Annotated in this window: 15 protein-coding genes; 6 read left to right on the top strand and 9 right to left on the bottom strand. The window is 32.3% G+C overall.

All coding sequences use genetic code 11. The features are described from left to right. Window positions 1-34: 34 nt before the first annotated feature. From APR43_RS16120 to menD, 7 genes are all read right to left on the bottom strand, one after another. Window positions 35-1,273 carry a tetratricopeptide repeat protein gene (locus APR43_RS16120; RefSeq protein WP_371079496.1) on the bottom strand — a complete coding sequence of 413 codons (1,239 nt, stop codon included), beginning with the start codon at window positions 1,271-1,273 and terminating at the stop codon, window positions 35-37. 183 nt (window positions 1,274-1,456) lie between these two features. Continuing rightward, the gene (locus APR43_RS16115; protein ID WP_053473249.1) at window positions 1,457-2,134 is read right to left on the bottom strand and encodes a metal-dependent hydrolase; all 678 of its coding nucleotides are present in this window, start codon (window positions 2,132-2,134) and stop codon (window positions 1,457-1,459) included. Between the two features lie 30 nt (window positions 2,135-2,164). Then, a complete protein-coding gene (menA, locus tag APR43_RS16110) occupies window positions 2,165-3,127 on the bottom strand; it encodes a 1,4-dihydroxy-2-naphthoate octaprenyltransferase (RefSeq protein WP_053473250.1) in 963 nt (320 codons plus the stop codon). Window positions 3,128-3,293: 166 nt separating this feature from the next. After that, entirely contained in the window at window positions 3,294-4,127 is an 834-nt protein-coding gene (locus APR43_RS16105) for a 1,4-dihydroxy-2-naphthoyl-CoA synthase (RefSeq protein WP_053473251.1), read from the bottom strand. A gap of 821 nt (window positions 4,128-4,948) precedes the next feature. After that, window positions 4,949-5,806 (bottom strand): S1 RNA-binding domain-containing protein, encoded by an 858-nt coding sequence (locus APR43_RS16100; RefSeq protein ID WP_053473252.1) that lies wholly within the window; start codon window positions 5,804-5,806, stop codon window positions 4,949-4,951. A 136-nt stretch (window positions 5,807-5,942) separates the two neighbouring features. After that, window positions 5,943-6,284, bottom strand: coding sequence for a DUF2853 family protein (locus APR43_RS16095; RefSeq protein WP_053473253.1), 342 nt, complete (start codon window positions 6,282-6,284; stop codon window positions 5,943-5,945). Window positions 6,285-6,377: 93 nt separating this feature from the next. Then, complete coding sequence (gene menD / locus APR43_RS16090; protein ID WP_053473254.1) at window positions 6,378-8,042, bottom strand: 2-succinyl-5-enolpyruvyl-6-hydroxy-3-cyclohexene-1-carboxylic-acid synthase; 1,665 nt, start codon at window positions 8,040-8,042, stop codon at window positions 6,378-6,380. Between the two features lie 175 nt (window positions 8,043-8,217). Between menD and APR43_RS16085 the strand changes: the two genes are divergently transcribed. Then, window positions 8,218-9,393 carry a thioredoxin family protein gene (locus APR43_RS16085; RefSeq protein WP_053473255.1) on the top strand — a complete coding sequence of 392 codons (1,176 nt, stop codon included), beginning with the start codon at window positions 8,218-8,220 and terminating at the stop codon, window positions 9,391-9,393. A gap of 73 nt (window positions 9,394-9,466) precedes the next feature. Then, on the top strand, window positions 9,467-9,964 hold the full coding sequence (locus tag APR43_RS16080) for a GNAT family N-acetyltransferase (RefSeq protein ID WP_053473256.1): 498 nt from the start codon (window positions 9,467-9,469) through the stop codon (window positions 9,962-9,964). A gap of 284 nt (window positions 9,965-10,248) precedes the next feature. Here the strand turns inward: APR43_RS16080 and APR43_RS16075 are convergent, their stop codons facing one another. Then, window positions 10,249-10,836, bottom strand: coding sequence for a glutathione peroxidase (locus APR43_RS16075; protein WP_053473257.1), 588 nt, complete (start codon window positions 10,834-10,836; stop codon window positions 10,249-10,251). A gap of 734 nt (window positions 10,837-11,570) precedes the next feature. Between APR43_RS16075 and APR43_RS16070 the strand changes: the two genes are divergently transcribed. The 4 genes from APR43_RS16070 to APR43_RS16055 all read left to right on the top strand — a co-directional run bounded on the left by APR43_RS16070 (window position 11,571) and on the right by APR43_RS16055 (window position 13,696). Further along, a complete protein-coding gene (locus APR43_RS16070; protein WP_053473258.1) occupies window positions 11,571-12,101 on the top strand; it encodes an RNA polymerase sigma factor in 531 nt (176 codons plus the stop codon). Continuing rightward, complete coding sequence (locus APR43_RS16065; protein WP_053473259.1) at window positions 12,101-12,889, top strand: anti-sigma factor domain-containing protein; 789 nt, start codon at window positions 12,101-12,103, stop codon at window positions 12,887-12,889. The genes APR43_RS16070 and APR43_RS16065 overlap by 1 nt, the downstream gene beginning before the upstream one ends. Before the next feature lie 88 nt (window positions 12,890-12,977). Further along, window positions 12,978-13,361, top strand: a complete 384-nt coding sequence (locus APR43_RS16060) for a DoxX family protein (RefSeq protein ID WP_053473260.1) — start codon at window positions 12,978-12,980, stop codon at window positions 13,359-13,361. Window positions 13,362-13,369: 8 nt separating this feature from the next. Beyond that, window positions 13,370-13,696 (top strand): DUF3667 domain-containing protein, encoded by a 327-nt coding sequence (locus APR43_RS16055; protein WP_053473265.1) that lies wholly within the window; start codon window positions 13,370-13,372, stop codon window positions 13,694-13,696. 1,013 nt (window positions 13,697-14,709) lie between these two features. On the opposite strand, the gene ccsA is transcribed toward APR43_RS16055, so the two are convergent. Then, window positions 14,710-17,919, bottom strand: coding sequence for a cytochrome c biogenesis protein CcsA (ccsA, locus tag APR43_RS16050; protein WP_053474158.1), 3,210 nt, complete (start codon window positions 17,917-17,919; stop codon window positions 14,710-14,712). Window positions 17,920-17,958 lie beyond the last annotated feature (39 nt).

Genomic DNA, 17,958 nt, shown 5'->3' with positions numbered 1-17,958 from the left:
ACTTAGAATCTTAGTATCTCAGCAACTTAGTAACTTAGTTAAATAATTTTAGAATTTTTTCGAAGTCTTTTGAGGGTAAACCTGCTTTTTCGAAAAGGGCAAAATCAGATTTTGTTTTGTCTTTCCAGCTTAGGCTGTCTGTAACGTTTTGATCTTGATATTTTTTATAGATTGTTTTTGCGTCACCGTAATTATTACTCACTAAATATACGTGTGCTAAATTTAGTTTTACTAATAACTCTGTATCATCTAATTTTTCTCCTTCCTGCAAAAACTTTAATGCTTTTGCATATTGTTTTGTCAGGATATAGCAATAACCAATTGAACTGTAATCTAATGCCGTAGCTTTTCCGTCGTTGATGATTATATTTAATTTTTGGATGGCTTCGTTGTACTTTTGTTGTTTTATTAAAGTCGCAATCTGATTTCTTAAATCGTTATAAACGTTTTTAGAAATGTCAGCGTCTTTATAGCAGGCATTTCCAAAGTCTTTGTAAACTTTTGTTTTTTCTACAGCCAGTAATTTTTGAAATTCAGCATAACGATATTCTTTCATGATTTTGTCTAGTATGCAGACACAAAAATCATCAGAATTGGCCATTTTCTGTGCCATTGTTGATGTTTTGCACAGACTAATAATCTCATTTTTATTGTCCTGATTCCAGCCGCGGTTTAATTTTATATCAACCCAAGGCACAACTTCTAAAACTACTTTTTGACTTAAAAACCAATTTTTGCTTTCAAAACCGAACCAAATTGTTTTGGTATTTTCTTTTAAACAGGAATTTTTGTCTAATGAAATTCTCTTTGCGTCTTTGCTAACAGGTTCTGACTGAGAATAACAAGCTAAATCAACTTTTCCGTCGCTAACGTATTTTTTAGCATTTTCATTTGAAGTAAACAAGGAATATGTGCATTGATCATCTCCGGAAATTTTAGACATTAAAAAAACAGCTCCAGCAGAACCTTGTCCTATTCCGTATGGATCTGGAATTGCTTTTAGCAGCGAAACCAAACTATTGGCCATTTGCTGATTTTTGTCCAGAAGTGTAATTCTGTACACAATTTCAGTTGTTCCTACTGGTAAATCTTCTGTTTTTATTACAATTCTGTCACCTGCAGAAACCAGGATTTCTTTTGTGGTTGCACGTTCTTTGTCCCAATAACCGTCTTTTTGAGCAAAAGCGCTGTAGGTAGAAGTTAGTAAAAGGATTAAAAATATACTTTTGAAAGTTATATTTCGTGATGATATTTTATTTGCCACAGATTGCACAGATTAAAATGATTCAATGCTTAATTATTTGACATATATTATGCCAAAATATTTTTTTGAAACCGAATGTCCTAGCCCCGATAGGAGCGATATCCTTTTGTGGTCTCGTTTTTTCACGAGATCACAAAAGATATAGCGGATAGCGGGAATTAGCTCCTTCCTTCGACTACGCTCAGGATGACATTATAATTCTATAGATTCTCCGATATTTAAAAGCATCAAATCTTTTCCTTTATCAAAGAATTTGCGGATTGATTCTTCGTGGTTGATTTCGATATAACCAAAAGTATCAAAGTGATAACCTAGAATTTTATCGCATTCTACAAAGTCAGATGCGATTATGGCATCTTCAACATCCATTGTAAAATTGTTTCCAATTGGAAGAATAGCTAAATCTAATTTTGTACGAAGCGGAATCAATTTCATATCAAATGTAAGTGCTGTATCTCCGGCAATGTAAATATTTTTGTGTTCGCCTTCAATTACAAATCCGCCGGGATTTCCTCCGTAAGTTCCATCAGGAAAAGAACTGGAGTGAATCGCGTTTACATATTTTACTCTCCCGAAGTCAAATTTCCAGCTTCCGCCGTGATTCATTGGGTGTGCATTAAAACCTTTTTTTGCGTAGTAACTTGTAATTTCAGCATTTGAAACAATTACTGCATTGGTGTTTTTAGCAATTGTATCTACATCTAAAACGTGATCACTGTGTGCGTGAGTTAATAAGATATAATCTGCTTTTAATGTATTTATGTCGATGGCTGCAGCCTGTGGATTTCCTGAAATAAACGGATCAACAAGAATATGTTTTCCTCCTACTTCGATCCCTAAAGATGCGTGTCCGTAAAATGTAATTTTCATTTTTAAAAAGTTTTAAAGTTGAACTTGAAATTATCTTCCTCCAAGGAAAAGATTAACAATAATGTCTGAAATCAACGAAATCATACAAATTGTCAATAAGATTGAAAGCAAAAATGTGCTTAATGCTACTTTTTTTAATTCCGGATCTAAAAGCTTAGGGTTTTGATTTTTATAAACAGTAATTAAATGTTTAGTTAAAGGAATGTAAGCCAGTAAAAACAAATATTGGTCGAAATTATAATCGCTTAAAATTGCAAAAATCACAACCAAAAGCATAGCTGTAATAATGATTGAAAAGTGATAAATTTTAGCTTTTGCACCGCCAATTTGCACTACGATTGTGTTTTTACCCGATTTTCTGTCTGATTCTTCGTCGCGCATATTGTTAAGGTTTAAAACCCCAACGCTCAATAATCCTATTGCAACTGCGGGAAGGATTAAAAGCGGATCTACTTCTTTTGAATACAAAAAGTTAACGCCTAATGTGCTCACTAATCCGAAGAAAATGAAAACAAATAAATCGCCAAATCCTCTGTATCCGTAAGCTGAATTTCCAACTGTATAACGAATTGCCGAAACAATTGCTGCGATTCCTAATAATAAGAAAAAGATAGAATACCCAAAATTGTCCTGACCAAAAGCAAAATAAATTAAAATAATTGCTGATAATAAAGTCAGCAAAGAAGTAATTATTATGGCTTTTTTCATGGCTTGCGGCGTAATTGCACCGCTTTGAATGGCGCGCTGCGGACCTACACGATCTGCATTGTCTGTACCTTTTACTCCGTCTCCGTAATCATTTGCAAAATTAGAAAGTACCTGAAGACCAAGTGTTGTTAAAAGTGCGAAACCAAAAATTTTCCAACTAAAAACTTCTGTTGGCGTATTAATCGTTTCTGTTGGGTTTGAAAGTGCGTAAATACTTCCAACTATAATTCCGGAAACTGATAAAGGCAATGTGCGCAGTCTAGCTGCTTCAATCCAGTGTTTCATATTTTTATTTTAGATTTTTAGAGTTTAGATTTTAGATTGTTGGATTCTTTATAATTTAAAAAATCTAAAATCTGTAATCTAAATAATATTGTTTTTTAATCTAGAGTTTAGATGCCATTTTCAGATTCAAAAAATCTAAAATCTGCAATCTAAAATCTAAAATTATTTATGGTAACCATTTATTTTCGCCAAAGTTTGGTTTTCTTTTTTCTAAAAAGGCATTTCTTCCTTCTTTAGCTTCTTCTGTCATATAGGCTAAACGTGTTGCTTCACCTGCAAAAACCTGTTGTCCAACCATTCCGTCGTCGGTTAAGTTCATGGCGAATTTTAGCATTTTGATAGAAGTTGGAGATTTTTGAAGGATTTCCTGTGCCCATTCGTATGCAGTAGCTTCTAATTCATCATGAGGAATTACAGCATTTACCATTCCCATTTCAAAAGCTTCCTGAGCTGAATAATTTCTTCCTAAAAAGAAAATTTCACGCGCTTTTTTTTGCCCGACCATTTTTGCTAAATAAGCAGATCCGTAACCACCGTCAAAGCTGGTAACATCAGCATCTGTCTGCTTAAAAATCGCGTGCTCTTTACTTGCAAGTGTCATATCGCAAACTACGTGTAAACTGTGTCCGCCGCCAACAGCCCAGCCCGGAACAACTGCAATAACTACTTTTGGCATAAAACGAATTAAACGCTGTACTTCAAGAATATTTAAACGATGCTGACCGTCTTCTCCAACATATCCCTGATGTCCACGCGCATTTTGATCGCCTCCGCTGCAAAACGAGTAAACGCCGTCTTTTGTCGATGGCCCTTCTGCAGAAAGCAAAACTACTCCAATTGAAGTATCTTCTTGCGCGTCATAAAAAGCCTGGTATAATTCTGAAGTTGTTTTAGGTCTGAAGGCATTTCTAACATTTGGCCTGTTAAAAGCAATTCTGGCAACTCCATTACATTTTTTATAGGTTATATCTTCAAATTCTCTGGCTGTAATCCAATCCATTTCTGTTTGTTTTATTTAAAAATTATAGTGTAAAAATAAACCATTTTTTACATTTTCCCCTATTCAATTTTGTTTAAGTAACAGCTATTTTTTCATTCAATGTTAACAATTGGACTCCCTGTACAAAAAATAACACTTTTTAACATTAGTATTAAAAAATAATGAGTAATTTTACACCCTAGAAATCAACAAGATACAAATATTTTGTTGACATAAGATTGATTTTCTTTCACTGATTTATTAACCTAAAAAATGATTTTTTTGAGAAAATTTAAAAAATTTGTCGCTCATTTTTTAATGGTTTTAAATAGTAAACCTATTAGAAATGAGCAAATGATTTACTCGTTTGTCAAAATTTCAAAAAGGAGATAGTAACACCTAAGGTTAAACGCTAGAATTGTTTTGTAATTAGTATCAAATTGATTACGAAAAGAGGAAAAATGCTAACTAAAACTTTCTATAAGTTATTTTATTAAACCAAATGGATTAGCCGTGAAATTAAATTTTTGCTTTTAAGATAAACGCAATAATTGTTTAAAGACATACCATCAAGAAAGTAGTTTCTAAAATTCGTAAAGCTGCTGACTTTCAAGATGAATTCGAATTATTTTATTTCTGTTTTTTTTTAATTACAATTTTTTTTAAAACTAGAATAAAAAGGGAAAGGCTGCTTGTAATGAGCAGCCTTTCTTGTTATAACGGGCTAAGTAAATTCCAAAAAATAAAAATTCCAAATTCCAATGGTTGAAATTCCAAAAAATAAATTCCAAATTCCAATGTATGCGTATAACATTGGAATTTGGAATTTAAAATATTGGAATTTAATTATCCTTTACCAGATAAATTCCATCTTCTTTAATTTCAATGAGTTTCTCTTTGTATAAAGCTCCTACAGCCTTTTTAAAAGTTTTTTTACTCATTTTTAAAACCGTTTTTATGTCTTCCGGATGTGAATTATCATTTAAACGTAAAAAACCACGGTTGGCTCTTAATTCATCTAAAATCTTTTCTGCATTTGGCTCAATACTTTGATAACCTTGAATTTGCAAAGCAACATCAATTTTATTATCAGGGCGAATGGTTTTAATGTAACCACGCATTCTGTCTCCGGTTCTTATCGAATCGTCATAAACTTCATCTTTGTATAAAAGTCCTTTATGCTGTTCGTTGATAATCACATTTATTCCCAATTCTGTAATGTGAGAAACGATCAAATCGACTTCTTCTCCTTTTTCAACTGTAAGCTGATCGTTATTTAAAAATTGGTTCAACTTACTTGAAGCTACTAAACGATTGGTTTTCTCATCTTTATAAAGGTAAACTAGGTAGCGTTTTCCCTTTTCCATTGGACGCGCCTGTTCTTTAAACGGAACCAGAATATCTTTTTCCATTCCCCAATCCATAAAAGCACCAACATTATTGGTGTAGTTTACTCTTAAAAGTGCAAACTCATTCAATAAAATATAAGGTTCAAGTGTAGTGGCCACAGGGCGTTGTTCATGATCTAAATAAACAAAAACGACAAGTTCTTCGCCTATTTCAAATTCATTTGGAACATATTTATTTGGTAATAAAACATCGTGAATTCCGTCTGGATCTTTTTCAGGATTCCCTAAAAAAAGACCAACTTTTGTATCACGTAATATAGTTAGTGTATTGTATTTTCCTATTTCAAGCATTTTTCTTAAGATTCTAAGTTGAAAAGCATCAAAGCTTCTAAGGTGCAAATGTACGAAGTTTGAAATCGTAAATGAAAAATGTTTTGGATTAAGGTATATAAAAAGAAAAAAGCGCCAATTTTGACGCTTTTATTTGTTATTTATAAACACTTTCTTTTTTAAAGTGAACTGTCAATAGATAGTAGACCACAGCTCTGTATTTATGTTTGTTTGATTTACCGTATTTTTCTAAAACTGCATGAATAGCTTCATCTAAAGCCGGAGTATCTGCTAAACCTAATTTTTTTATCAGAAAATTATTTTTAACGGTGTGTATCTCTGAATCTTGATTTCCAGCTACTGTAGACGCATCAGCATTATAAATTGCTGGCCCGCATCCAATGGTTACTTTTGTCAACAAATCCATATTTGGAGTTACTCCGCATTTCTCTTTTAAATCTGCTGCATACTTCTGAATTAATTCTTGTCTTTTACTCATAATAAATTTAATATTGGTTACTAATTATGCAGCCAAATCTAAATATTATTATGAGTCAAAACAAATATTTAACACAATTTAACTTACAAAAAATTAAACAAGTTCTTTAAAGTATTGTTTTAAAATTACATCGTTTTCTGCCGTTGGAGTAAATACTTCCAATATTCCCGGTGCTTGATTTTCATTATAAAGTTTATCTAAATTCTCATGTAGTTCAGCTAAATTACTGGATTTATAATAATTACAACCGTACATTTTTGCTAAATGTTCTGCGGTTAAATGATGTGAAGTTTCAAAATAGGTATTAAAAACAGGTTTTTCTTCATGTCCGGGTAAAATCCTGAAAATTCCCCCTCCTCCATTATTAATTATAATAATTTTGAAGTTTTTAGGAATATAAGAATTCCATAAAGCGTTACTGTCGTATAAAAAGCTAATATCACCTGTAATAAAAACAGTTTGTTTTCCGCTCCCAACTGCTGAACCAACTGCAGTTGAAGTGCTTCCGTCGATTCCGCTTGTTCCTCTGTTGCAAAATACTTCAATTGAAGGATCTATTTCAATTAACTGTGCATAACGAATTGCCGAACTGTTACTAATTTGCAACTGAATATTTTTAGGAAGCGATTCGATTACTTTTTCAAAAACTTTAAAATCTGAAAATGGAATTTTCTTTAAAAATTCTTCTTTTCTTTTATTTCTTAGACTGTAAATTTTATCGATTTTCGAAAAGTAATTGCTTGCTTTAAATTCTGTTTTTGGAAGCAGATCTTTGAAGAAATCATTTGGTTCCATCACAAAATGTTTACTTAAAGCATTGAATGTATCATAAGCACGTAAAGTATCTATATGCCAGTGATGTGCAGGTTTATACTTTCGTAAAAAAGCTTTAATACGTTTGGATACAATCATACCTCCAAAAGTGATTAAAACCTGGGCTTCCAATTCTTTAAAATCAGAATCATCAAATGGTGTAATTAAAGTATCTATACTATTAATAAAACTTGGATGATGTATATTTGAAGTCGTTTCTGTAAGGACAACAATCGATGGATCATTGGCAAAGTTTTCCAGAATTTCCTGATCTACAGAATTTACTTCATTTATTCCGCCAATAAGAATTAATTTTCTTTTTGCCGAATTCCAAATGGAAGCAATTTCTTCGCTGTTATCAATAATTTTGGTTGGAATTTCTTCTTCCAGCGTTATGATTTTTGGTTCAACAGAAAGTTCTGAAACTGTTTCATATAATGGTTCTTCAAATGGTGCATTGATATGAACCGGACCTTTTTGAAGAATCGCTGTTTCTATGGCTTTATTGATTTTTAAGTCGTTTTCTACCGAAGCGTCTTCGGTTAAATTGGCATTAAAAACAGAATGATTTAAGTAGACATTTTCCTGACGAATAGTTTGCCCGTCGCCGATATCAATTTTACTCTGCGGACGATCTGCAGAAATTACAATTAACGGAATCTGACTGTAAAATGCTTCGGCTACAGCCGGATAATAATTCAACAATGCCGATCCTGACGTGCATACAACTGCTGTAGGCTTTTTTGTCTGCATTGCGATTCCTAAGGCAAAGAATGCGGCACAGCGCTCATCCGCAATACTGTAACATTTAAAATTTGGATTTTGTGCGAAACCAATCGTCAAAGGTGCATTTCGTGAACCTGGAGAAATTATAATATTATGAATTCCTTTTGCTGAACAAATCTCGATAATGCTTTGTGCAAGCGCTATTTTGGGGTAAATCATTCTAAATGGTGTATAATTTTTAAAGAAAATATATTGCTTAAAATTTTCTTTTGCGATTACAAAGTTACAAACTTCGCGCTTTATTTAACTTATATATTAGGAAGATATTAAGACTGATTTTATAAAAAGGGAATATATTTGTAAAACAGAATTTCTTTATTAAAATTAACCCTTTATGCGTTATTTATATTTACTTTTTCTTTTCGTTTCGCTGCAAACCGTAACCTCTCAAAATCAATTTGCTGTTGACGGAATAACGTACAAAACGGCTATTGAAAATGCTAAAACACAAAATAAACCGGTTTTTATAATGCTGTATGCAGATTGGTGCCCGCATTGTAACCAAATGAAAAAAGAAGTTTTCAGTGATCAAAATGTGATGGATTTTTTAAACAAAAATTATATCTGCATTTGGAAAAACATTGAAAAAGAAGAAGGAATTGCACTTAAAAATAAGTTTAAAACGACTTCACTTCCGGCATTTTTGTTTTTAGATGCTAATGAAACTCTTTTATATGCTTTAAAAGGCGAAATGAAAAAAGAAGATTTTTTGGCAGAAGCTAATTATGCTTTAAATCCTAAATTGCAACTTCCGTATTTAGAAAAAGATTTTCTTGCTGATCCAAGTAATTCAACAAAGTTCTTTACTTATTTGAATACATTGAAAAAAGGAAAAGACAGAACAGAATTATCGATTCCTACTCATATTTATCTACAGACACAATCAGATGCTCAATTGGTTAGCGAAACCAATTGGCGCGTAATTGCCAATGGTGTTACCGATATTAATTCGAGAGAATTTCAATATGTTTTAAAACATCAAAAAGAATTTACTGCTGTGGCTTCGCAAAACCGTGTTGATCGTAAAGTCGAAAGTATTGTAAATGAATTACTTCGTCCGCTTGTGGATAATTTGGATACTATAAATTATTACAAACAGAGAGAAGTTGCCAAATCGATTCGATTGCAAAAAACAGATTCTCTTGTTTTTAAATTTGATTTAACGCTGGCTGAACGTACTGAAAAGTGGGATTTCTACAAAAAAGTAACTTTGGAAGACACTGAAAAACTGGTTTGGAATGATGCTAGTTTCTTAAAAGATATCGGGCAGACTTATTTAAAACATATTAATGATGCCGAAAGTTTAAAAAAATCAATTTCATGGGTAAAACATTCTTTAGAATTAACGGATTCTTACGATGGAAATTTACTCATCGCCCGACTTTATAATAAAATAAAAGACAAAAAACAGGCATTGAAATATGCTAAAGATGCCAAAGCTATTGGTAAAGAAATGGGTTGGAACACCAAAGATATCGATACTTTACTGACCGAATTAAATTCTAAATAAACTTAAAATACAAACACGAATTTCACGAATTAACACTAATCTTTGTGACGTGAAATTTTAAAAGATTAAAACCATGAGCCTTATTCTTAGACCTGCAACCACAAACGATTTGCAAAAAATTCTTGATATTGTAAATCATTCTATTCTGCATACAACGGCAAATTATAGTTATAATATTCAAACTCTTGAAGTACAAACAAAATGGTTTGAAGATAAAAAAGCTAAAAACCTTCCTATTGTTGTAGCTGATTTAGATGGCGAAGTTGTTGGTTTTGGAAGTTATGGCCAGTTTCGTGAAAAAATTGGGTATCAATATACTGTTGAGCATTCTGTTTATGTGGTTGATAATGTTATTGGAAAAGGAATTGGCTCTAAATTATTGACTGAATTGATTCGTTTGGCTAAAGAACAAGGTTTTCATGTTATGATTGGTGCTATCGATGCGGATAATGCGGGAAGTATCGCTTTTCATGAAAAATTTGGATTTGTAGCAATCGGGACGATTCGTGAAGTTGGATATAAGTTTGATCATTGGCTTGATTTGGTTTTTATGCAGCTTATATTGGCGTAAATGGCACACGGATTTAACGGATTCGCTATCGCGAAGGCGCGGATTATCACGGATTTTTTTTCTTTTCGCTTTTTTGTCATTTCGAGGAACGAGAAATTGCACAAGAAACTCGACAAAGATTGGCGATTTTCTTTGAGGAAATACTAGTGCGATTTCTCGTTCGTCGAAATGACAAAACTTTGAGGAAAACCTTTGTCTCTTTGCATCTTTGCCACTTTGAACCTCAAAAAAAATCCCCAAATTTGAATTTCAAATTTGGGGATTTTTTTATCTAAAGTTCTAAATTAACTTTTAATCCAATTGATAACTTCTGGATCTGTAACTAAAGTTTTTGGCTTAATTACTTTTACCAATTCTCCTTTTTCATTGATTAAGTATTTTTGGAAATTCCACTCTACTTCAGAATCCTGTAAACCATTTTTAGATTTTTGAGTCAGGAATTTATAAACCTCGCACATATCATCGCCTTTTACAGAAACTTTATCCATCATAGGGAAAGTTACACCATAATTTTGCTGACAAAAAGTTTCGATTTCTTTGTTTGTTCCTGGTTCCTGAGATGCAAAATTATTTGCCGGGAAACCTACAATTACAAAACCTTTGTCTTTGTATTGTTTGTAAACCGCTTCAAGATCTTTGTATTGCGGAGTTAATCCGCATTTTGATGCTGTATTTACAATTAGGACTTTTTTGCCTTTTAAAGAAGCAAAATCAAAAGTATTACCTGATAAATCTTCCACTTTAAACTGATAAATGTTTTCTTTTGCCATAGCTTTATCTGATTTAAATAATTTGTTTGTGCTTGTTTGAGCCTGAGTTGGTGCGCTTAATAAAAGTAAGGCACTGCATGCTATAAATAGTATTTTTTTCATTGTATAATTTTTTATAAAATTAATTAAAATCTGTATTGCTGAATATTTTTGCCGCTTTTATTTTTATTAATAATAAGTTAAATAAAAAATGAAGCCCGGCGTTAATCAGACGCCGGGCTTCCCCCCATACAAACAAATCAAACCATGAATTAATTATTTGTCTCTTTTATATTTTAAAACTATAGTTGATGCCCCGGTTATAATGAAAATCTTTAATCTTAATCGCACTAATTCAATTATCTATGGCGTTTATAGTGGAAATTTCAGTTCGTTTAGCATGCGTGATTACTATTAGTGTTTTTGATTTTCAGTTGGAAGTCCGAGGACATCAACTATTCAATATTTTTATTTAGTTCATTTTTAACGATTTCATTTTTAAAATCTTTATTGGTAAAATTTATCAGCGATAAAACGGTTGTTAAACCCACAATTAATATTTTAAATTTTTCTATCCCGCGCATAATTTTTAACTTTAAAAAAAAAAATTTACTAATTGCTTAATCTTTCCCTTTTTCATTTTCCATCTATAATGTTATATACGAAAAGGGTTTATTTTTGGATTTAAAAAAAGTAAAAAAAATTGCACTTTTTTTCTAAATTTTATCTAAAGCCTTTATTTATCTAAGGTTTTAACTACAAAAAAAAATATTTTTTTCACAAAAAAATAAATTATCTTTATCTCACGTTATAAGAAAATTTCGATAAAATTATATTTAAGCTTTAAATCCAAATCTATGAGTCAAGAAGAATTATTAGTTTTAATTTACAAAAAAGACGAAAGAGCTTTTACCCACTTGTACGATATGTACTCAAAAAGTTTATTTTCAGTCATTAATGTTTTAATCAAAAATCGTGAAGAAGCCGAAGACGTTTTGCAGGAAGTTTTTGTAAAAATCTGGAAAAACATCGATTCTTATAACGAAAGTAAAGGCCGATTTTACACCTGGATCCTTAATATAGCTAGGAATACGTCGATTGACAAGCTGAGATCCAAAAATTTTAATAACAGCCAAAAAAACCTTTCCTCGGATAATTTCGTAAATCTGTTAGATGACAGTAATAAATTAATTAATAGAATTGATACAATTGGAATTCAGGAGTTCGTAAAGAAACTGAAACCAAAATGTATAGAAATTATTGATTTATTATTTTTCAAAGGATATACCCAGCAAGAAGCTTCAGAAGAATTGGCACTGCCACTGGGAACTATCAAAACTCAAAACAGAAACTGTATTAACGATTTAAGAAATTATTTAAAAATATAATGGAAGCACAAGAATATATTGAATCAGGAACTCTAGAACTTTATGTTTACGGTTTATTAACCGAAAAGGAAAATCTGGAAATTGCCGAACTGGCAAAAAACAACAAGGAAGTAGACGACGAAATAATTGCGATAGAAAGAGCTATTGTGGCCCTATCATCAAGCTTCGCTCCTTTCCACTCTGTTGAGAATTTCGAAAAAATTAAAGCTCGTTTAGAACTTAAACATGGTAAAGTTGTCGAACTAAAACCTGCATCAAACTGGACTCAATATGTGGGCTGGGCAGCGGCAGTTTTATTATTGTTAGGTTTTGGATACCAAACTTTAGAATTAACTAAATCAAAAGAAACAATCTCTAAAGTTGGAAGTGAGAAAAATAAAATCGAAAGAAATTATGCTTTTCTAGATCAGCAGAATAAACAAACGGAGAAAAACTTAACTATCGTTAGAGATATTAAAAATACCGGCGTAACGCTTGGCGGTCAGGCAGTTTCTCCAACATCTTTTGCAAAAGTGTACTGGAACCAGCAGACAAAAACGACTTATATTGATGCTGCAGGTTTACCAACTCCGCCAAAAGGAATGGTTTATCAGGTTTGGTCTTTAAAGCTAAGTCCGGTATTAACGCCAACAAGTATTGGTTTACTGGATAATTTTGAAGGAAATTCACAAAAAATCTTTGCTGTAAGCCAGACAGATTCGGCAGAAGCATTTGGAATCACTTTAGAGCCGGCCGGTGGAAGCCCAACACCTACAATGGAACAACTATATACTTTAGGAAAAGTTTAAAGCCTAAAATATTTATAATTTAAAGCGCATATTAATTACTTTTAATATGCGCTTTTTTATTTAACCAAAAACAAAACTATCCTAAACTATGAACGGAACTTTACTTTTAAGAATTGCCACTGCAATAATTCTGCTGACGCATTCGGTTTTCGGAATTTTTAATAATGGAATTAACGATTTTGGAAATTTATATTTAAATCAGATTGGCTTTGCTCCTTTTGGTGTTTTTCTGGCCTGGTCTATTAAACTATCTCATATAGTTGCGGCTTTACTTTTACTGTTTAATAAATATGTAAAACCAGCAGGATTTGTAACGATTTTTATTTTGATTATGGGAATTGTTCTGGTTCATTTTCAGGAAGGCTGGTTTGTTGTGGGCGGCGGAAGAAATGGTGTTGAATATAACTTTTTATTGATTTGCGTTTTATTAGCTATAATGTATCCAAACGGGTTTAAGTTAAATTCTAAATAATGAATCATATGGAAATAACTTGCAAAAACTGTCATCAGATTTATACAGGTCATTGCTGCAATAATTGCGGGCAAAGTGCTGAAACCCATAAAATAAATGCGCATTTTTTGTGGCACGATATTCAACACGGATTATTGCATTTTGACAAGGGAATTTTATATTCCTTAAAGCAGTCATTTTCCAAACCGGGACATTCTATTCGGGAATTTATTGAAGGAAAACGTGTCAGGCATTTTAAACCGCTTTCGCTTGTTGTTGTGTTGGCAACGCTTTACGGTTTTATGTATCATTATTTTCATATCAATTTATATCCTTATACCAGTGATGTTAAGTGAATAGTTTGATTTGATATTTTTTTTAATAATCTGTCCCATCAAACGTTCCTACGGAACGTAAATATTGCTGATCTTTATTTTTTCCTACCTACCAAACATTCCTATGGAATGATAAAACAAAGTTTTGATCCAATAAAAGGGGCTGTCTCAAAAGTCGAGACAGTCTCTTTTTTATTTTATATTTTTCCTTGTTCTGGAGGAACATTTCATTGGTAGAAAATTATATTGTTATAATGGTTTACGTTCCGTAGGAAAGTTTGATTTTGGCATTGTTTTTTGATAACCTGATCCATCAAATGTTCCTATGGAACGTAAATGTGGATGATCTTTATTTTTTTCTACCTACGAAACATTCCTATGGAATGATATATTGAATATCAAAAAGTGACTAATAAATAACAAAAATAAAATAATTATAATGAAAGAGGCTGCCTCAAAAGTTGAGACAGCCCCTTTTTTATTTTATATTTTTCCTTGTTCTGTAGGAACATTTCATTGGTAGAAAAATTATATTGTTACAAAGGTTTACGTTCCGTAGGAACATTTGATTTGATATTTTTTTTAAAATAATCTGCCCATCAAACGTTCCTACGGAACGTAAATATTGCTGATCTTTATTTTTTTCTACCCACGAAACATTCCTATGGAATGATAAAAAACAAAGTTTTGGTCCAAAAAAAGGGACTGTCTCAACTTTTGAGACAGTCCCTTTTTTATTTTATATGTTTCCTTGTTCTGGAGGAACATTTCATTGGTAGAAAATTATATTGTTATAATGGTTTACGTTCCGTAGGAACGTTTGATTTTGGCATTGTTTTTTGATAACCTGATCCATCAAACGTTCCTATGGAACGTAAATGTGGATGATCTTTATTTTTTTCTACCTACGAAACATTCCTATGGAATGATATATTGAATATCAAAAAGTGACTATAAATAACAAAAATAAAATAATTATAATGAAAGAGGCTGCCTCAACTTTTGAAGCAGCCTCTTTTATTATATCAAAAAAACTACTTTTTTTTGCTTTTATAATATTTTCGATATTTCGGATAAGTCACAGCACCAATTACTGCAATTGTTGCTATTGAATAATAAACCCAGTTTAAAGAATGTGCTTCTCCGCTTGCATAAGAGTGTAAACCAACTAAATGGAAGTTTACTCCATAATATGTAAATAGAATCGAAATAAAGGCAAACATCGTCATTAAATTGAAGAACCATTTTCCACGCAAAGCAGGAACAAAACGAGCGTGAATTACAAAAGCATAAATCATAATCGAAATTAAAGCCCAGGTTTCTTTTGGATCCCATCCCCAGTAACGACCCCAGCTTTCGTTTGCCCATTGACCGCCTAAGAAGTTTCCAATAGTCAGCATGATCAAACCAATAGTTACCGCCATTTCGTTGATATAAGTTATCTCTTTAATGTTCAACTCCATTTTAGCTTTGTTTTTCTCAGTTGTAAACAAAATCAATAGTAAAGCCACAAAACCTAAAATCATCCCTAATGCAGTTGGGCCATAACTTGCTACAATAACTGCAACGTGAATCATTAACCAATATGAATTAAGAACGGGCTGTAAATTTGCAATTTCCGGATCAATCCAGTTCATGTATGCTGCCATTAAAATCATAGCAGTAACGAAAGCAGATGAAGCTACCGTTAATTTTGATTTTCTGTCAAAAGCCAATCCAAAGAACATTGTTGACCAAGCTACATATACAATTGCTTCGTACGCATTACTCCATGGAGCATGACCAGAAATATACCAGCGTGCTATTAATGCTAATGTGTGAAGCGCAAATAACAATCCAACTATAATATGAAAAGCATTTACGGTTATACGAAGCCATTTTTTCTCAAAGAAAATATTGACAATCACAAAAACAAACATAAATAGTGCTGCTGTGATATACCAATACGGTAGTTTTTGAAGAACATCATATTTATTATAAGCAATTTCGGCATCAATTTTTTGTTCGCTTGGACGAACTTTTGCGCCAAATTTCTTTTGAAAACCATTTATACTTTCGACCAATTGATCGGCCGTATCCCAGTTTTTAGAAATAGAACCATTATTCAAAGCACTAAAATACAATGGGAGAATTTGGTTTACATAGGTAGAATCCATTCCTTTAAAACCATTGTTATTGCGCTCTAAATACGAAACCCATTTGTGGTTTGGATCATTTGGAACAGGAAAAATTCTCAAAATACTGCCGCTTAAAGCAGATTCCATCAAGTTTACTTTTTTATCTGTTTCAATATAATCTTTCTCAAACTGATTCGGATTTCCTGCTTTATAAGCAGCATCTAAATAAGGTGACAATTTATAATTTCCGTTTTCATCGAAGAATTTTACAAACGGAGCAAATTTTGCTTCTTTGTCAATACCAATAATTTTACGAATACTGTCGTTTCCTGATTTAATATAAATAAGCGGAATCTGAATCCAAACCTGAGCATATTGTGTCATTGACAAAAATACTTGGTCAGAGTTCATTCCATTATAAGTATCACTGTGGCTTACTTTTCGAAGTAATTCAGATGAAAACGTATTAATAGGTTTCATACGTCCGCCCGCATCCTGAATAATTAAACGTCCAAATTTTGCCGCATGCGCCTCCGGAGCTTTATAAATTGTCAATAACGAATCTAATTGTTTTTGACTCGGTGGAGCAGTAACGTGATTCGCGTGATCGTTTGGATCTGCTGTATGATTGTGATCATGTTCGTGCGAATGTACGTGAGGGTTTTGCTGTGCGAAACCACTCAAACTAATCATTAAAACTAAAATGGTAATTAGTTTTTCTTTTTTCTTTTTCACATTTTCCAGTTTGCGTTTTAAGTCAGCAAAACGAGAATGTTTGGTGAACATGATTGCCATTAAACCAAAGAATAACATAAAATATCCTAAATACGTGATAGAAGTTCCCCAGAAATCGTGGTTTACAGATAAAACTGTTCCTTTTTCGTCTGGATCAAAAGAAGATTGAAAGAAACGATATCCTTTATGGTCTAAAACATGGTTCATATAAATATCGGCATCAAAAGTTTCTGTAGAATCCTGAACGGTAACTTTACTCTCAAAAGCAGAATAACTTTTTTCTGTTCCCGGATATTTCGTTGCGATAAAGTCATTCAATTTTACTCTAAAAGGTAAAACATACGCTTTACTTCCGTAGAATATAGAGTATTCGATTTTACCAATTTTTACCGTTTTTGGTTCTCCAATACTTCCTTTAGAGCCCATTACCATTACTTCTTTTTCCTGTCCTTCAGCTTTAACTTTTACAACTAAAGCATCTGTATGAGATTTTGCTTTGAAATCATTACTAGATTCATAATCCACTTTTCCTTTCATTGCAGAATCCGGGAAAACGATTCTAATATCTCCAATGCTATATAAAGAACGCATCATTAAAGGCTGAACATTATCTTTAGTAACCTTTCCTTTTAACTGATCTGCCATTCGCATAAATTCACCTTCAAAAGGAGTTTGAATCGTGTATTTTTCGCCAGTTGTATTAATATTAATAGCACCTTGCGTTGGTTTATTTAAAGCAAATAAAACATTGTGAATGTTTTGAACTTCACCTTCTTTCAGGAAATGTTCTTCGCGTCCGCCAGCACCTGCTTCAACTAATTTAAGATATAAAGTTCCGTTAGGATCTGGTTTAACCACTTCCTTTGCTCCCATTATATATTTTGAATAGGAAACTTCAAACGGAGTCTCGTCAAATTTTCCTGAAACAGAGAAATCATTATTAGTAACGGGAGAAAGTAAAAGGCTTTTTTCGAAAACCCTGCGTTTCATTTCTCCTTTATATTCACCATCAACAAAAATGGTGATGAATGTTTTATCTGAATAAATCTGATTTTCTGATGCGCCTTCGCGAATTGGCATCATTCCTTCATAACTGATATAACGTGTAATAAAAGCTCCTAAAATGATAAAAACAAAGGCAATGTGCAGTAAAAATGTTGCCCATTTTTCTTTTTTCAATAACTGATAACGTTTAATGTTTCCAAAGAAATTAATCATGAAAATGAACATTATGGCTTCAAACCACCATGTATTGTATATTAAAATTCTGGCTGTATCGGTATTGTATTTACTTTCGATAAAAGTTCCAACACCCATTGCAATTGCGAATGTCAAAAAAAGAACGGCCATTAATCGTGTAGAAAACAAAAAAGAGAATATTTTTTTATCCATTTTTAAGGAATTACATTGTATAAAAGTGGCACAAAAATA

It is taken from the genome of Flavobacterium sp. NLM (assembly GCF_002210235.1).
Lineage (GTDB): Bacteria > Bacteroidota > Bacteroidia > Flavobacteriales > Flavobacteriaceae > Flavobacterium > Flavobacterium panici.
This window is presented reverse-complemented; position numbering and strand designations above follow the sequence as displayed.